The 14,813-nt window shown below is 66.9% G+C and carries 14 protein-coding genes and 3 pseudogenes; 9 read left to right on the top strand and 8 right to left on the bottom strand.

Features of this window, described 5'->3' with window-relative positions:
- Positions 1-55 precede the first annotated feature (55 nt).
- The 4 genes from ACT86A_RS01795 to ACT86A_RS01780 all read left to right on the top strand — a co-directional run bounded on the left by ACT86A_RS01795 (position 56) and on the right by ACT86A_RS01780 (position 3,070).
- Entirely contained in the window at positions 56-994 is a 939-nt protein-coding gene (locus ACT86A_RS01795; RefSeq protein ID WP_445090176.1) for a TauD/TfdA dioxygenase family protein, read from the top strand.
- A gap of 192 nt (positions 995-1,186) precedes the next feature.
- Positions 1,187-2,185 (top strand): LLM class F420-dependent oxidoreductase, encoded by a 999-nt coding sequence (locus tag ACT86A_RS01790; protein WP_445090175.1) that lies wholly within the window; start codon positions 1,187-1,189, stop codon positions 2,183-2,185.
- Positions 2,186-2,340: 155 nt separating this feature from the next.
- Entirely contained in the window at positions 2,341-2,610 is a 270-nt protein-coding gene (locus ACT86A_RS01785) for a type II toxin-antitoxin system Phd/YefM family antitoxin (RefSeq protein WP_445090174.1), read from the top strand.
- Positions 2,600-3,070, top strand: coding sequence for a type II toxin-antitoxin system VapC family toxin (locus ACT86A_RS01780; protein WP_445090173.1), 471 nt, complete (start codon positions 2,600-2,602; stop codon positions 3,068-3,070). Before ACT86A_RS01785 ends, ACT86A_RS01780 begins: the two co-directional genes overlap by 11 nt.
- 131 nt (positions 3,071-3,201) lie before the next feature.
- On the opposite strand, the pseudogene nrdE reads toward ACT86A_RS01780, so the two are convergent.
- The 6 genes and pseudogenes from nrdE to ACT86A_RS01750 form a co-directional block, all read right to left on the bottom strand.
- Positions 3,202-4,818, bottom strand: a pseudogene (nrdE, locus tag ACT86A_RS01775) (class 1b ribonucleoside-diphosphate reductase subunit alpha); the annotation flags it as partial.
- A gap of 276 nt (positions 4,819-5,094) precedes the next feature.
- Positions 5,095-6,033: pseudogene (locus ACT86A_RS01770) on the bottom strand (LAGLIDADG family homing endonuclease); the annotation flags it as partial.
- Positions 6,022-6,519: pseudogene (locus ACT86A_RS01765) on the bottom strand (ribonucleotide reductase N-terminal alpha domain-containing protein); the annotation flags it as partial. The pseudogenes ACT86A_RS01765 and ACT86A_RS01770, both read right to left, overlap by 12 nt.
- Positions 6,520-6,557: 38 nt before the next feature.
- Positions 6,558-7,019, bottom strand: a complete 462-nt coding sequence (nrdI, locus tag ACT86A_RS01760; protein WP_445090172.1) for a class Ib ribonucleoside-diphosphate reductase assembly flavoprotein NrdI — start codon at positions 7,017-7,019, stop codon at positions 6,558-6,560.
- Between the two features lie 68 nt (positions 7,020-7,087).
- Entirely contained in the window at positions 7,088-7,321 is a 234-nt protein-coding gene (locus tag ACT86A_RS01755; protein ID WP_039799742.1) for a redoxin NrdH, read from the bottom strand.
- Positions 7,322-7,702: 381 nt separating this feature from the next.
- Positions 7,703-8,272: an NAD(P)H-dependent oxidoreductase gene (locus tag ACT86A_RS01750; protein WP_445090171.1), complete on the bottom strand. Its 570-nt coding sequence runs from the start codon at positions 8,270-8,272 to the stop codon at positions 7,703-7,705.
- A 96-nt stretch (positions 8,273-8,368) separates the two neighbouring features.
- On the opposite strand from ACT86A_RS01750, the gene ACT86A_RS01745 reads away from it, so the two are divergent.
- Positions 8,369-9,016, top strand: a complete 648-nt coding sequence (locus ACT86A_RS01745; RefSeq protein WP_445090319.1) for a TetR/AcrR family transcriptional regulator — start codon at positions 8,369-8,371, stop codon at positions 9,014-9,016.
- A 22-nt stretch (positions 9,017-9,038) separates the two neighbouring features.
- Positions 9,039-9,866: an NAD(+) synthase gene (gene nadE, locus ACT86A_RS01740; RefSeq protein WP_445090170.1), complete on the top strand. Its 828-nt coding sequence runs from the start codon at positions 9,039-9,041 to the stop codon at positions 9,864-9,866.
- A gap of 364 nt (positions 9,867-10,230) precedes the next feature.
- Here the strand turns inward: nadE and ACT86A_RS01735 are convergent, their stop codons facing one another.
- Both ACT86A_RS01735 and moaA read right to left on the bottom strand, forming a co-directional pair.
- Positions 10,231-10,473 carry a MoaD/ThiS family protein gene (locus ACT86A_RS01735; RefSeq protein WP_445090169.1) on the bottom strand — a complete coding sequence of 81 codons (243 nt, stop codon included), beginning with the start codon at positions 10,471-10,473 and terminating at the stop codon, positions 10,231-10,233.
- Positions 10,466-11,524, bottom strand: coding sequence for a GTP 3',8-cyclase MoaA (gene moaA / locus ACT86A_RS01730; protein ID WP_445090168.1), 1,059 nt, complete (start codon positions 11,522-11,524; stop codon positions 10,466-10,468). The genes ACT86A_RS01735 and moaA overlap by 8 nt, the downstream gene beginning before the upstream one ends.
- A gap of 431 nt (positions 11,525-11,955) precedes the next feature.
- On the opposite strand from moaA, the gene ACT86A_RS01725 reads away from it, so the two are divergent.
- From ACT86A_RS01725 to ACT86A_RS01715, 3 genes are all read left to right on the top strand, one after another.
- Entirely contained in the window at positions 11,956-13,200 is a 1,245-nt protein-coding gene (locus ACT86A_RS01725; protein ID WP_445090167.1) for a molybdopterin molybdotransferase MoeA, read from the top strand.
- A gap of 67 nt (positions 13,201-13,267) precedes the next feature.
- On the top strand, positions 13,268-14,365 hold the full coding sequence (moaCB, locus tag ACT86A_RS01720; protein WP_445090166.1) for a bifunctional molybdenum cofactor biosynthesis protein MoaC/MoaB: 1,098 nt from the start codon (positions 13,268-13,270) through the stop codon (positions 14,363-14,365).
- The gene (locus ACT86A_RS01715; protein WP_445090165.1) at positions 14,352-14,786 is read left to right on the top strand and encodes a molybdenum cofactor biosynthesis protein MoaE; all 435 of its coding nucleotides are present in this window, start codon (positions 14,352-14,354) and stop codon (positions 14,784-14,786) included. Before moaCB ends, ACT86A_RS01715 begins: the two co-directional genes overlap by 14 nt.
- The last annotated feature ends 27 nt before the right edge of the window (positions 14,787-14,813 follow it).

Below are 14,813 nucleotides of genomic sequence, written 5' to 3'. Positions count from 1 at the left end.
GACTTCTTCGGTCCCCGCACCGATCTGATCCTCTATTCCGAAGCGAGTTCCAGCGATGACCGCCGTACACGAAAACCCCACCACCACCGACACCGTGCAGATCGTCCCGGTCGCCGGGTACATCGGCGCCGACATCTCCGGCGTCGATCTGCGCGAGCCACTGACCGCCCAGCAGGTCGAAGCGATCACCAACGCGCTGCACACCTACAAGGTGCTGTTCTTCCGCGATCAACACATCGATCACGCGCAGCAGATCGCCTTCTCCCGGCGGTTCGGCGCGGTCACCCCGTCGCACCCCTACGACGACGACGCGCCGACCGAGCACCCGGAGATCCTCGCGGTCGACAGTCGCCTGTATGAAAAGCGATTCGGCGTCCGGAAATTCAGCTACAACAATTACTGGCACACCGATGTCTCCGCGCTGGTCAACCCGCCCGCGGCCTCGATCCTGCGCGCCGAGATCGCGCCGGAGCGTGGCGGCGACACCGGCTGGACGAACCTCGTGGCCGCCTACGAAAACCTGCCGGAGTCGCTCAAGCGGTTCGCCGAAGGACTGCGCGCCGAGCACCGATTCGGCGGCAACCGGCCCGCCTGGGACTCCGATAGCGACTATGCGAAGAAGGTCGCTGCCGCACCGTTGGTGACCGAGCATCCGGTGGTCCGGGTGCACCCGGTGACCGGGGAGCGGGCGCTGTTCGTCAATCCGGGCTTCACCACACGGATCGTCGGGCTGTCCCCGAGCCAGAGCGACGCGGTACTGAAGCTGCTGTTCGACGAGGTGACCAATCCGGCCTACACGGTCCGGTTCCGCTGGGCGAAGGGCAGCCTCGCGTTCTGGGACAATCGCGCGACCGCGCACCTGGCGCCGAGCGACCTGAACCACCTCGACGTCACCCGGGTGCTGTATCGCACGACACTCGAGGGTGACATCCCGGTGGGTGTCGACGGCGAGCCGTCGAAGTCCATCGCCGGGGAGAAGTTCACCGGCGCGTAGGAAGCGGACCCGGGACCGGCCGAGCGGACGTGACGCGCTCGGCCGGTCTCGTTTCCCGCGGCTGTCATCCACACGCCGGAGTTGGAACCGGGAACAGTCCAACGATGCTCCAGTGGGCAAGCTGGGAACAGTTGGATTGGGAGCCGGGTTGTGCAATACGGCTCGACAAGGCATACACGCGAAGGAGATATCGTGCGCTTCGGCATTTTCATCCCACAGGGTTGGCGGCTCGATCTGGTCGACATCGACCCCGCGGATCAGTGGGGGGTGATACGTGATCTCGCCCAGCGCGCCGACGCGAGCGAAGCATGGGAATCGTTGTGGGTCTACGACCACTTCCACACCGTCCCCATCCCCACCGAGGAAGCCACGCATGAGGCGTGGACGCTGATGTCGGCGTTCGCGGCGTCGACGTCGCGCATCCGGCTCGGCCAGATGTGTACCGCGATCAGCTACCGCAACCCCGCGTACCTGGCGAAAGTCGCGGCGACCGTCGACCTGGTCTCGGGCGGCCGGGTCGAGATGGGCATCGGCGGCGGCTGGTACGAACACGAGTGGCGCGCCTACGGCTACGGTTTCCCGTCGGCCGGCGAACGGCTGGGCCGGCTCGACGAAGGCGTGCAGATCTTCCGGCAGGCCTGGACCACCGGATCGGCCACCCTCGACGGCAAGCATTACCAGGTGGACGGTGCCCTGGTGCGGCCGCTTCCGTTGCAGGAGGGCGGTATTCCGCTCTGGATCGCGGGCGGCGGCGAAAAGAAGACGCTGCGCATCGCGGCAAAATACGCGCAGTACACCAACTTCAGCGGCAAGCCCGAGGAGTTCACCCACAAGTCCGAGATCCTGCGGGCGCACTGCGCCGAGGTCGGCACCGATTTCGACGCGATCGTGCGGTCGTCGAACTTCAACGTCGCGATCGGCGCGACCGAAGCCGAAGCCGAAGAGCGCCTCGCGACCCTGGCCGCCCGCCTGACCCCCTTCATCGGCGCCGACCAGGCCAAGTCCCACATCGATGACCTCTACCGCGGCACCGCCACCGTCGGCACGCCCGAGCAGATCATCGAAAACCTCACCCGAGTCCGCGACCTGGGCCTGGGCTACGCCATCCTGAACTTCCCGGAGTCCGCCTACGACACCTCCGGCATCGAACTGTTCGAACGCGAAGTGATCCCCGCCCTGTCGACGCGGTAAGCGGAATCACCCCACTGAAGCGGGTGGCCTCCTGCCGGACGCCGCCCGCTTAACGGTTTGCTCCACCACCGCGATCGGGCCCACGTCGTCCGCCCGTTTGGATCAGCTGTGGCACTTTGTAGCACCAGATAGCACCCCGCTGATACGATGCGTTCATGAGTGCACAGCCTGAGATCACCCAGCGCGACCTGCGCAATCGGTCGAAGGAGATCATGGATGCCGTCCAGCAGGGTCAGGCCTTCACCGTCACCCGAGACGGACATCACATCGGTGAACTGATTCCGCTGCGCCGACGCCGGCGCTTCGTTTCCCGTGCCGAGTTCGCGGCTATGTCGCGCAGCGCGCCGGACATCTCGATCGACGCCTTCCGAGCAGACCAGGCTGCCACGGGCATTCAGGAGGCGGACGATCCGTATGCCCACTGAGTGGGAGCAGGGGCTGCTCGACACCAACATAATGATCCTGCGCCGATGGATCGATCCGGAGAAACTGCCCGAAGCGATGGCGATCAGCGCGATCACCCTGGCGGAACTGTCGGCCGGACCGCATGAGGTGCGTCGCAATGACGAACAAGACTCTTATGACGAGCACATCGAGCGCGCCCGCCGCCTGGATGTACTCCAGCGCGCCGAGAACGAGTTCGACCCGATTCCCTTCGGCGCGGAAGCCGCGCGCATCTACGGCAGAGTCTGCGCCGGCGTCGTCAGCGTCGGACGCAAACCGCGCCGCCGAGTCGCCGATCTGATGATCGCCGCGGTAGCCATCGCCGAAGAGCTGCCGCTGTTCACAACGAATCCGGATGATTTCCGAGGATTGGACGACCTACTGACCGTGGTCGCGGTGAAACGCCCCGAGGTGTCAACCGACCGCGTACTCCACCAGTGAAAGTGCGTTGACCGAGGCCGCCACCCGGGTGGTGGGCGCGACCATCGACGCCATCCGCAGAGGCCACCGACTTCCAGCGCGAAGACGGTGGCCTCCCACATAGCGGGAAGCCACCCCCTTCGAGAGCGGCACTACAGCATGCAGGACACGCAACCCTCGACTTCGGTTCCCTCCAAAGCCATTTGGCGCAGGCGGATGTAGTAGAGGGTCTTGATGCCCTTGCGCCAGGCGTAGATCTGGGCCCGGTTGAGGTCGCGGGTGGTGGCGGAATCCTTGAAGAACAGCGTCAGCGACAAACCCTGGTCCACGTGCTGGGTGGCCGCGGCGTAGGTGTCGATGATCTTCTCGTAGCCGATCTCGTAGGCGTCCTGGTAGTACTCGAGGTTGTCGTTGGTCATGTAGGGCGCCGGGTAGTAGACGCGCCCGATCTTGCCTTCCTTGCGGATCTCGATCTTCGACGCCACCGGGTGGATGGAGCTGGTGGAGTGATTGATGTAGGAGATCGAGCCGGTCGGCGGCACCGCTTGCAGGTTCTGGTTGTAGATGCCGTGCGCCATGACCGAGGTCTTCAGCTCACGCCAGTCGTCCTGGGTCGGGATGCGCACGCCCGCGTCGGCGAACAGCTGCCGCACCCGATCCGTCTTCGGCTCCCACACCTGATCGGTGTACTTGTCGAAGTACTCACCGCTGGCGTACTTCGACTCCGGGAACCCACCGAAGTAGCTGCCCCGCTCGATCGCGATCCGGTTCGACGCCCGGATCGCGTGATAGACCACGGTGTAGAAGTAGATGTCGGTGAAGTCGATGCCTTCGTCGGATCCGTAATGGATCCGCTCGCGTGCCAGGTACCCGTGCAGGTTCATCTGGCCGAGGCCGATGGCGTGCGAGCTGTTGTTGCCCTGCTCGATGGACGGCACCGAGTAGATGTGGGTCTGATCCGACACCGCGGTCAGCGCCCGAATGGCCACCTCGATGGTCTGGGCGAGGTCCGGTGAGTCCATCGTCTTGGCGATGTTCAGCGAGCCGAGATTACAGGAGATGTCCTTGCCCACCCTCGCGTAGGACAGGTCGTCGTTGAACTCCGACGGCGTGGACACCTGCAGGATCTCCGAGCACAGGTTGGAATGGGTGATCTTGCCCGCGATCGGGTTGGCCCGGTTCACCGTGTCCTCGAACATGATGTACGGGTAGCCCGACTCGAACTGCAGCTCGGCGATGGTCTGGAAGAACTCGCGCGCCTTGATCTTCGACTTGCGGATGCGCTTGTCGTCGACCATTTCGTAGTACTTCTCGGTCACGTCGATATCGGCGAACGGCTTGCCGTAGATGCGTTCCACGTCGTACGGCGAGAACAGGTACATGTCCTCGTTCTTCTTGGCCAGCTCGAAAGTGATGTCCGGGATGACCACGCCCAGCGAGAGGGTCTTGATGCGGATCTTCTCGTCCGCGTTCTCCCGCTTGGTGTCCAGGAACCGATAGATATCGGGATGGTGCGCGTGCAGGTAGACCGCACCCGCGCCCTGACGCGCGCCGAGCTGGTTGGCGTAGGAGAACGAGTCCTCCAGCAGCTTCATGATCGGGATGACGCCCGAGCTCTGGTTCTCGATCTTCTTGATCGGCGCGCCATGCTCACGAATGTTGCTCAGCAGCAACGCGACACCGCCACCGCGCTTGGACAGCTGCAGGGCGGAGTTGATCGAGCGCCCGATGGACTCCATGTTGTCCTCGATGCGCAGCAGGAAGCAATTGTGGACGACCGTACCGCGGATCGAGTAGGTGTGGGTTTCCTCGACGTGGAGGTTGTACACCTTCTCCGGAACCTCGGTGGTGTGCTCGACGGCGCGCACACCGTATACCTGGCGGCCGTGCACGACCTGGTACGTCGTGCGCTTCGCACCCTTGCGCCCGACGTAGTTGTACAGGTTCTTGCCGATGTCGAAGATGAAGTCCTCGTTGTTTCCCGGCAGGCCGGGCACGAACACCTGGCCGGTCACATTGCCTGCCTGGTTGACGTAGCTACGGACGACCGACACGATGCCGAGGCGGCGCAGGATCAGCTGCACCTGGTCGATGAGCCCGGGGTCGACCAGATCGAGCATCATGCCGCCCGAGGTGCTGCAACCATCGCCGCGGAACAGCCCAGCCAGCAGGCCGCGTTGGAAGTCCTCGTCGGCGGTGAGCACCTCACCGCTCAATTGTTTGGTGCCATAACCGGTCCCGGCCAACGACAACAGCAGTGATGCGACGACCTTACTGTTGCACACCATCCGCGTGGAGTGATCGAAGTGGTTGGTGTGCAAAGACAGGTCGACCCCGAACACCTGCTTGAATGCCATGCCGAGTTCGACGTGGTATTCGACGTCGCCCGCGCCGAGGGTGAAATGTACGCCGTTGGGCACGCTCACGTCGGTCGACCGCTTGGACACGTGGCCTTCGGCCACATACCACCCGAGAATCAGACCGAGTTCGTAGGACTCCTCGACAAAGCGGTTGACCGCGACGAAACGCTGGTTGTGGCGATGCTTCGCGTCGGTGTTCACCTTCCGGATCAGCCCGTCGACCTCTTCGTACACACCTTCGCCGGTGTGATCCATGAGGTCGAACCCGCGCCGGTCCCGCTCGTCCAATGGCGCGGTGGTCACGATGAAGTCGGTCGGGTGCACGTCCCGCGCGGCCAGCCACACGAAACCGTTGAACGGGTCGGCGCCGTCCGCGTCGATGAGCGTGTCGACCTCACGGGTGGTCCACACCAGGATCGGATGCTCAGGGGTGCATCGGATCGGTTCCTTGTGGCCGAAGTGCGAAATCTCGACCAGCGCTTGATCGTTGGGATTCTCGATCAGCGCTTCGACCGCATGATAGGAACCGTCGTGGGACAAGACCCGGTCACCTGGCTGCAGCGTCTCGATGGCGCGGGGACCGTCGATCGTGTCCACCGGCGTACCCGCCGGGAAGCAGGACACCGGCTCGCCGCGCTGCTTCTTCCCGGAGTTGAGGAAGGTCGGCGTGGCCGGCTGGAAACGCCCGTCGATGATCTCGTCCACCAACTGGGCGGCCAGCACCTCGTCACCGGCGGCGAGGGCGAGCGCGACCATGCAGACCCGGTCCTCGAACCGCTCCAAGTAGCGCTTGCCGTCGAAAGTCTTCAGCGTGTAGGAGGTGTAGTACTTGAACGCGCCGAGGAAGGTGGGGAACCGGAACTTCTTGGCGTACGCCTGCTTGAACAGTTTCTTGATGAACCCGCGGCTGTACTGCTCGAGAACCTCTGCCTCGTAGTAGTTCTCCTCGATCAAGTAGTCCAGCTTCTCGTCCAGGTTGTGGAAGAAAACCGTGTTCTGATTGACGTGCTGCAGGAAGTACTGGTGCGCGGCCTCGCGGTCCTTGTCGAACTGGATCGTGCCGTCCGGGCCGTACAGGTTCAGCATCGCGTTGAGGGCGTGGTAGTCCAGGACCTCGCCCGCTTCGGCGCCGCGGACCGGGGGCTGCTCTAAGCGAGCTGTTTTTCCGGTCGGTGCAGTCGTTGCTGTTGCCAAAACAATCCCAATCCCTCTCGGACGCGCTCGACGTCCTCAGCGGTTCCCATGAGTTCGAAGCGATACAGGTACGGCACCCCGCATTTCCGCGAGATCAGCTCGCCCGCATAGCAATAGGTCTCGCCGAAGTTCGTGTTGCCCGCCGCGATGACGCCGCGCAGCAGCGACCGGTTGTGCGGATCGTTCAGGAACTTGGCGACCTGCCGCGGTACGAAATCCTTCTCGGGACGGTTGCCCCCCAGGACGTGCCGACCGCCCCCGTAGGTGGGGACGATCAGCACGTACGGTTCGTCTACGCGCAGCGCGTCGGCGGTGTGCAGTGGAATGCGAGTCGCCGGGAGGCCCAGCTTCTCGACGAAACGATGTGTGTTCTCCGAGGCGCTGGAGAAGTAGACCAGCGCCGTCGTCTCCGACATGGTCGACTTCCTCCTCTCCGCCAGTGCCCGGCTGCGCCCCTCGGATGAACCGGAAACGGTGGACGCGCTCAGGCCGCCACGGTCGCGAGCGACTTGATGCGGTCGGGCCGGAAACCCGACCAGTGATCATCCCCGGCCACCACGACCGGCGCCTGCAGATATCCGAGGGCCATGACATAGTCACGCGCCTCGTCGTTCTCCGAGATATCGATGACCTCGTAGTCCACGCCGGCCTTGTCGAGGGCCTTGTAGGTGGCGTTGCACTGGACGCAAGCGGGCTTGGTGTACACGGTGACGGTCATTGATGTCCCTCTCTCCTTGTGCCTGATCCACAGCCTGTGATCCGTATGCAGTGCACGATCCGACATAGTGCGCAAACTCCTGGATCCGGACGCCGAGCCCCTGATCGAACCACTCGGGCGAAGCGAGGTCTCGTACCGTCTTCCAGTACCGGAGACACTACACCTAGTGGCCGACACATTCATACAACACGACATGTAGCGAGTCACAGTGATGAAATTCCACGGCGAGAAGTACCTGGATGCTCGATTCCGGCCCGAGCGTAAGAGTGATGCAGATCACATTTCAAAGAAGATGGCTAATCAATAGCAAACTCCAGAAAAGCGGCGAGGGCCGTCGCTACCGCAGTAACGACGGCCCTCGCCGAAGACCGGAAGTGGAGCTTACACGGCCGCCAGCTCGCCGCGCGCAGCCTCGGCCAGCGTGCGCACCGTAGCCGCCAGCTGGGTCAGCGCCTCCGCGTCGTCGCGCGGATGCGAGGAGCCGAAGCGCTCGCCGATGACGCCGAACTGCAGGTGCGCGGCCTCGACAACCTTCGCGCCGGCCACGCCCAGCGACTTGGCCGTGTCCCCGTTCGCCCACTGCCCCCCGTTGGGGCTGACCGACGCGCTGACCACGGCGGCGGGCTTGTCCTTGATGGACCCGGCGCCGTACGGGCGGGAAGCCCAGTCGATCACGTTCTTCAACAGCGCCGACACCGTGCCGTTGTATTCCGGCGTCACGAGCAGCAGACCGTCCGCCGCGGCGACCGCGTCCCGCAGCGCTTGGGCGGCGGCGGGTACGGAATCGGGACCGTCGATGTCCTCGTTGTAGAACGGGATGTCGGCGAGTCCGTCGAACAGGACGACCTCGGCACCCTCCGGGGCGGCCTGCACGGCGGCCTCGGCGATCTGACGGTTGATCGAGGCGGCGCGGAGGCTGCCGACAAGTGCGAGGATGCGGGTCTGGCTCATGACAACTCCTGATGTACTGAGTGTGGGTGCCTGTAGTATCACCCAGGTCAACCGGACTGCGGTCCGATTACTTCCCGCGGAGTGTGCGTGAGTGCTGTGAACTATCCCACACCGGACGCGCCCCTGCCGGGCCGGGGCCTGCTGCGGGTCGGCACGCCCCTGCCCGGCATATCAGAGCCTGCCGAACGTGCCGACGCGGCGCGCAACCGGCAGCTCCTGCTGGACGCGGCCCACGAGCTGCTGCGTGAACAAGGGGTCGACAGCCTCACGATGGACATGCTGGCCAAGCGCGCCGGGGTCGGCAAGGGCACGGTGTTCCGCCGGTTCGGCAACCGGTCGGGCCTGATGCTCGCGCTGCTGGATCACTCCGAGCGGAAGTTCCAGGAGGCCTTCATCTCCGGGCCGCCGCCGCTCGGCCCCGGCGCTGCTCCAGCGGATCGGCTCGTCGCATTCGGGCGGGCCCGGCTGCAGGACATCGAACTGGAGGGTGATCTGCACCGCGCTGCCGAAATCGGCGGGGCCGCAGAATGGTATTCCAGCCCACCCTACGGACTGCTGCGAGCCCACGTCACGATGCTACTGCGGCAGGCCGAGGCCGCCGGGGAGATCCCGCTGCTCGCCGACGCGCTCCTGGGGACACTCGCGGCGGCACTCGTGCTGCACCAGATGCACGTCCAGGGCTACACCCGCGCACAGATCGGCGACAACTGGGAGCGCCTGATCCGCCACGTTGTCACCCGTTGAGCCGCCAGTAGACTCGGGCGCCATGCGGAATGTGCGCGAACAGATCATCAGCGAATTGGGCGTCCAGCCCACGATCGAACCGAAGGCCGAAGTCCGGCGCCGGATCGATTTCCTCAAGGATTATCTGAACGCCACTCCCGCACGGGGTTTCGTCCTCGGTGTCAGCGGTGGGCAGGACAGCGCCCTCACCGGCCGGCTCTGCCAACTCGCAGCCGAAGAGCTGCGCGCCGAGGGCGCGGACGCGACGTTTCTCGCCGTCCGGCTGCCCTACGGGGTGCAGGCCGACGAAGCCGACGCGCGGATCGCGCTGAGCTTCATCCAGCCGGACCGCCAGGTCGCGGTGAACGTCCGTCCCAGCGCGAACGCGGCGGCCGCCGAGGCGGCCGCCGCGCTGGGTGTGCCCGAGCTGCGCGACTTCGTCCGCGGCAACATCAAGGCGCGCGAACGCATGGTGGTCCAGTACGCCTTGGCCGCGCAGGAAAATCTGCTGGTGGTCGGCACCGACCACGCGGCGGAGGCGGTCACCGGCTTCTTCACCAAGTACGGCGACGGCGGCGTCGACCTGACCCCGCTCACCGGCCTCACCAAACGCCAGGGCGCGGCGCTGCTGCAAGAACTGGGTGCGCCACCCAGCATCTGGTCCAAGGTACCCACCGCCGACCTGGAGGACGACCGTCCCGCGCTGCCCGACGAAGAGGCACTCGGCCTGCTCTACAGCGAGATCGACGACTACCTCGAGGGCAACGAGGTCACCGCGGAAGTCGCCGGCAAGGTCGAAGCCATCTATCTGAACACCCGCCACAAGCGGACCGTCCCGGTCACACCCCTGGACACCTGGTGGCGCCCGTAGTCGGCACACTCGCCGAGGTGGCCCCGGACGAGCCGGCCACTCACCCGCTGCGCCCCCAAAGCAACCACAGCTCAGCCGGCTTTCCGAGCGAGCAAGACCGAGCATCCCCTTGTTCGCGGCTCGGCTCGCGTCCGCGCGAACCCACCACGCCCGTGACGAAACCGGGGCCCGGGTCACCGCCCGCTACTGACCCCCGTACAGGCGAACTCTGGTCCCACGATCACGGCACAGCGCACTCGCGTCGGCCCAACTCCGACTTTCGAGCGAAGCGAGACCGCGCATTCCCCGTTCGCGGCCCGGTCGCTCGGACGCGAGCCATAAGGGGGGGCCGCGAACCCGCAGCGCCGCAGGCGCTGCAATAAAATCAGCCGCCCGCGAACGGCGGGAGTACGTCGACCCGGGCGCTGAGCACGGCTGAGGGGTCGCGGGTGAGTTCGTCGCCGATCAGGTAGGCGCACACCGCCAGCATCTTGTCCAGATCCGGGCCGTAGGTGGCCGCAAGGGTGGCGCGCAGGTCGGCCACCGTGGCGCCGGCCGGAAAGTCCATGGTCTCGATGTCCTTGCCGACCGCGTCGGCGATCGCGGCGAAGTAGCGGATCTCAACCACCGATGGCTCCCATCGTCCGCTCCGGCGGGACGAAGCCCTCCCCGTCGATGCCGTGCCCCGCCCACTTGTTCCACATCGCGCCGCGCCAGAGCGTCGCCAGTTCCTCGTCGTCGGCGCCGGAACGCAGCACCTGGCGCAGGTCGAACTCCTGATCGCTGAACAGGCAGGACCGCAGCATGCCGTCCGCGGTGAGCCGGGTGCGGTCGCAGGTGTCACAGAACTTGCGGGTGACCGTCGCGATGATGCCCACGGTGCCGGGCCCACCGTCGACCAGCCATTTCTCCGCCGGGGCCGCCGGATCGACACGTCCGGACGCGGTGAGCTCGAATCGCGCGCCGAGCACCTCGAGCAACTCGGCCGCCGTGACCATGTTGGTCCGGGCCCACTCGTGGTCGGCGTCGAGCGGCATCTCCTCGATGAACCGTAGCTCGCAGCCCTCGTCCAGGCACCAGCGCAGCAGATCCGGCGCGCCGGAGAGCGTCGCGCGCATCAGCACCGCGTTGACCTTGACCGGGGCCAGTCCGGCGTCCCGGGCGGCGCGGATACCGGCGAACACGGATTCGAGCCGGTCCCGCCGGGTCAGCTGCGCGAATCCGGCCCGGTCGACGGTGTCCAGCGACACGTTCACCCGGTGCAGGCCGGCCGCGGCGAGTCGGTGGGCGCGGTGCTCGAGCCCGATACCGTTGGTCGTGATGGCCAGCGGGATGTGCGGGACCTCCGCGTGGCACCCCGCGATGATCTGCTCCAGTTCGCGCCGCATCAGCGGCTCGCCCCCGGTGAAGCGGACCTCGCGCACCCCCAGATCGCGCACCGCGAGCCGCACCAACCGCACGATCTCGTCCACGGTGAGCAGTTCGTGCCGGGGAATCTCCGGCAGCCCCTCCTCCGGCATGCAGTAGGTGCAGCGCAGCGAGCACTTCTCGGTGATGGAGATGCGCAGGTCTCGGGCGACACGTCCGAAACGATCCAGCAAATAGGGGGTCTCGGGGCGGCCGTCGAGCGAGGGACGCCCGGAACGCACGGCGGGAATCCCGATCTCGACCAGAGTCACACGTCCATTATGACCGCCCCTTCCGATTTGTCGGCGAGCGGAATGGCCTCCGAGCGCTCACCGGGGTCCGCGCCGCCGGTAAACCGCACCCATCGACGACCGCGGCACAGCATCACTTCGGTCACCGGATCGGGCCGGCAGCGGAAGCTGGAAACGCGGAACGCCGGGCGGCTACCCCGCCTGCGCCCGGCCGACGCGATCCGGGCACGGACCCGCGGCTGTCTCTCTTCCGCTACCGCCTCCGCTCTCGTCCGCCGCGCCAGCTACGCCCCGGCCGCCATCCGTTCTATGGCCGTCACCTCCATACCCGACCCGGCGCAATCCAGGACGGCCCCCCGAGGGCGCCCGTGCCACGGCCACTACTGGCTCCCCGGCGCCCAGCGCGGCCGCCGGGCGGAGCGCGTCCGGGCACGCGGATTAGGCTGACTCGCATGAAACCCCGGCCCGCGAGCGTTTCGGCCAGGCCCGTCGACGACTACCGCGACCGCATCGAACAGCTGTTGCGGCCGCTGGCCGCGCGTGCGGTCGAGTCCGTCGCGGTGTCGCGGGCGCTGGGCAGGCAGCTGGCCGAGGACGTCCGTTCGCCGATCGACCTGCCGGTATTCCGCAATTCCGCGATGGACGGATACGCCGTGCGGGCGGAATCGGTCCTGGTCACACCGGTCACGCTGCCGCGGGCGGGCGTGGTCGCCGCCGGCGCGCCCGGCCGCACGCCGCTGCCGCACGGCGCGGCGGTCAAGGTGATGACCGGCGCACCGCTTCCACCGGGGGCGGACTGCGTGGTTCCGGTCGAGGACACCCATGCCGACGACGCCATGGTGACCATCGAACGTGGCCGCAGCACAGGCGAATTCGTGCGTGAGCCCGGTACCGACGTGCGCGCCGGCGACTTGCTCGCCCGCGCGGGAACCCTGCTGGCGCCCCGGCATGTCGCGGCGCTGGCCGCGGTCGGCCTGCCGACGGTGGCGGTGTTCGGTGCGGTGCGCGGCGCGGTGATCACCACCGGCGACGAGTTGGTAGCGGCGGGAACCGCGTTACGTCCAGGACAGATCTACAACTCCAACGGCACCGCCCTGGCCGCCGCGCTCACGGCGAACGGGGTCGAGGTCGTCTCGGTGGCGCACAGCCCCGATGATCCGGCGCGATTTCGCGCGTTGCTGTCCGCCGCGACCAAGGCTGCCGACGTGGTGTTCACCTCCGGTGGCGTGTCCAAGGGCGACTTCGAGGTGGTCAAGGACGTGCTCGAGCCGCTGGGCGGGCAGTTCGGCTCGGTCGCGATGCAGCCGGGCGGTCCGCAGGGGCTCAGTGTCATCGACGGGGTGCCGGTGCTCAGTTTCCCCGGCAACCCGGTCAGCACGATGGTGTCGTTCGAGGTGTTCGCCCGCCCCATCCTGCGCCACCTCGCCGGACTGCCCGAAGTGGACTGTTTCGAGCTTCCGCTGCTCGCCGCGGTGCCGCGCTCCCCGGAGGGCAAGCGGCAATTCCTGCGGGGCAAGTTGGTCCACGTCCAGTCGGAGCAATCCCCGCTGCCTCGGTACCCGAATGCGGTCGAGGCGGTATCGGGACCCGGCTCGCATCTGGTGGCGGGCATGGCCTGGGCCGACGTGCTGATCGACGTGCCCGCCGAGGTCACCGCATTGCCCGCGGGCGCACTTGTGCGAGTGTGGTCACTATGAGCGAGCGAACAAGGGACACCACTGGGCGCTCGCTCGTTCCGGAGCCGAACACAAGCGAGGCGCAGGGATGAGCGAGCGCAGCGACCGAACAAGGGAGACAGCCGGACTGTCCCACGTCGACAACGAAGGTCGCGCCCGCATGGTCGATGTGAGCGAGAAGAGCGACACCGCCCGGACCGCTGTCGCGGCGGGCGAGTTGCGCACCACGGCCGAAGTGGTCGCGCTGGTGCGGGCCGATGACCTGCCGAAGGCGGACGTGCTGTCCACCGCGCGCATCGCGGGCATCGCGGGGGCCAAGAAGACCTCGGAGCTGATCCCGCTGTGTCATCAGCTGGCGCTCTCGTCGGTGCGGGTCGAGTTCGAATTCACCAACACCGCCATCACGATCGAGGCCACCGCGAAGACCACGGGCCCCACCGGCGTCGAGATGGAGGCGCTCACCGCGGTCGCGGTCGCCGGCCTGACGTTGCACGACATGGTGAAAGCGGTCGATCCCGCGGCGATCCTCACCGATGTGCGGCTGCTCACCAAAGACGGTGGCAAGCGGGGACATTGGGAGCGTCCGGCCGCCGCGGAGCGGGTCGAGGCGCAGATTCGGCAGCCGGCTGACGAGATCACCTGGACCAGCAACGACGTTGCCGCCGAGGAAGACGCGGACTCCCCCGAGCGGGAACCCGAGGAGGCCGAACGCTCCGCGGTGGTGCTGGTCTCCTCCACGGGCGTCGCGGCGGGCACTCGCGTCGACACGACCGGCCCGGTCCTCGCGCAATGGCTTTCCGGTCTCGGCTTCTCGGTGCGTGGCCCACTGGTGTACGCCGACGCGGAGATCGAGTTCGGTCTGGCCGACGCACTGCGCTTCGAACCCGCGCTCGTGATCAGCACCGGCGGAACCGGCGCCTCCCCCACCGACGCGACTCCCGAGGCCACCCTCGCGTTGCTCGACCGTGAACTGCCCGGTGTGGCCGAGGCGATCCGGCAGCGCGGCACCGCGAAATTCCCGCTCGCCGCCCTCAGCCGCGGGGTAGCCGGCCTCGCGGGCCGCGCGGTGATCGTGAATCTGCCCGGATCGCCCGGCGGCGTCGAAGACGGTATCGCGGTGCTGGAACCGCTGCTGGATCATCTGCTCGCACAAGTAGCCGGAGGTGGTAGTCATGACAACGGCTGAGGCCACGGTCCGGCTCGCTCGGATCAGCGACCAGCCACTCGACCCCGCGGAGGTCGAGGCGGCGGTGACCGGACCGCACTACGGCGCGGTCGTGGTGTTCACCGGGAAGGTCCGCGATCACGATGGCGGACAGGCCGTTTCGGCCCTGGAATACTCCGCGCACCCACAGGCGCAGCGCTTTCTGCACACCGTCTGCACCGAACTCGCCGCCGCGCATGGCTTGCCGGTCGCCGCAGCACACCGCGTCGGCCCACTCACCATCGGTGATCGCGCGATCGTCGTCGCGGTGGCGGCGGCGCATCGCGGCGAGGCGTTCGCCGCGTGCGAGGAGCTGGTCGATCGGATCAAACACGAAGTCCCGATCTGGAAGCGGCAATTGTTCGCCGACGGCCTGTCCGAATGGGTGAACGCCTGCGGGTGATACCAGCACGGAGCGGGTCGCCGGCAC

This window comes from Nocardia glycosmidis (assembly GCF_052545115.1).
This window is presented reverse-complemented; position numbering and strand designations above follow the sequence as displayed.

Excerpts from the sequence above, each read along its gene's own strand:
- ACT86A_RS01795 (WP_445090176.1), top strand. The coding sequence starts at position 56 with ATGACCGCCGTACACGAAAACCCCACCACCACCGACACCGTGCAGATC.
- ACT86A_RS01785 (WP_445090174.1), top strand. The coding sequence starts at position 2,341 with ATGAGTGCACAGCCTGAGATCACCCAGCGCGACCTGCGCAATCGGTCG.
- ACT86A_RS01780 (WP_445090173.1), top strand. The coding sequence starts at position 2,600 with ATGCCCACTGAGTGGGAGCAGGGGCTGCTCGACACCAACATAATGATC.
- nrdI (WP_445090172.1), bottom strand. The coding sequence starts at position 7,019 with ATGTCGGAGACGACGGCGCTGGTCTACTTCTCCAGCGCCTCGGAGAAC.
- ACT86A_RS01755 (WP_039799742.1), bottom strand. The coding sequence starts at position 7,321 with ATGACCGTCACCGTGTACACCAAGCCCGCTTGCGTCCAGTGCAACGCC.
- ACT86A_RS01750 (WP_445090171.1), bottom strand. The coding sequence starts at position 8,272 with ATGAGCCAGACCCGCATCCTCGCACTTGTCGGCAGCCTCCGCGCCGCC.
- nadE (WP_445090170.1), top strand. The coding sequence starts at position 9,039 with ATGCGGAATGTGCGCGAACAGATCATCAGCGAATTGGGCGTCCAGCCC.
- ACT86A_RS01725 (WP_445090167.1), top strand. The coding sequence starts at position 11,956 with ATGAAACCCCGGCCCGCGAGCGTTTCGGCCAGGCCCGTCGACGACTAC.
- moaCB (WP_445090166.1), top strand. The coding sequence starts at position 13,268 with ATGAGCGAGCGCAGCGACCGAACAAGGGAGACAGCCGGACTGTCCCAC.
- ACT86A_RS01715 (WP_445090165.1), top strand. The coding sequence starts at position 14,352 with ATGACAACGGCTGAGGCCACGGTCCGGCTCGCTCGGATCAGCGACCAG.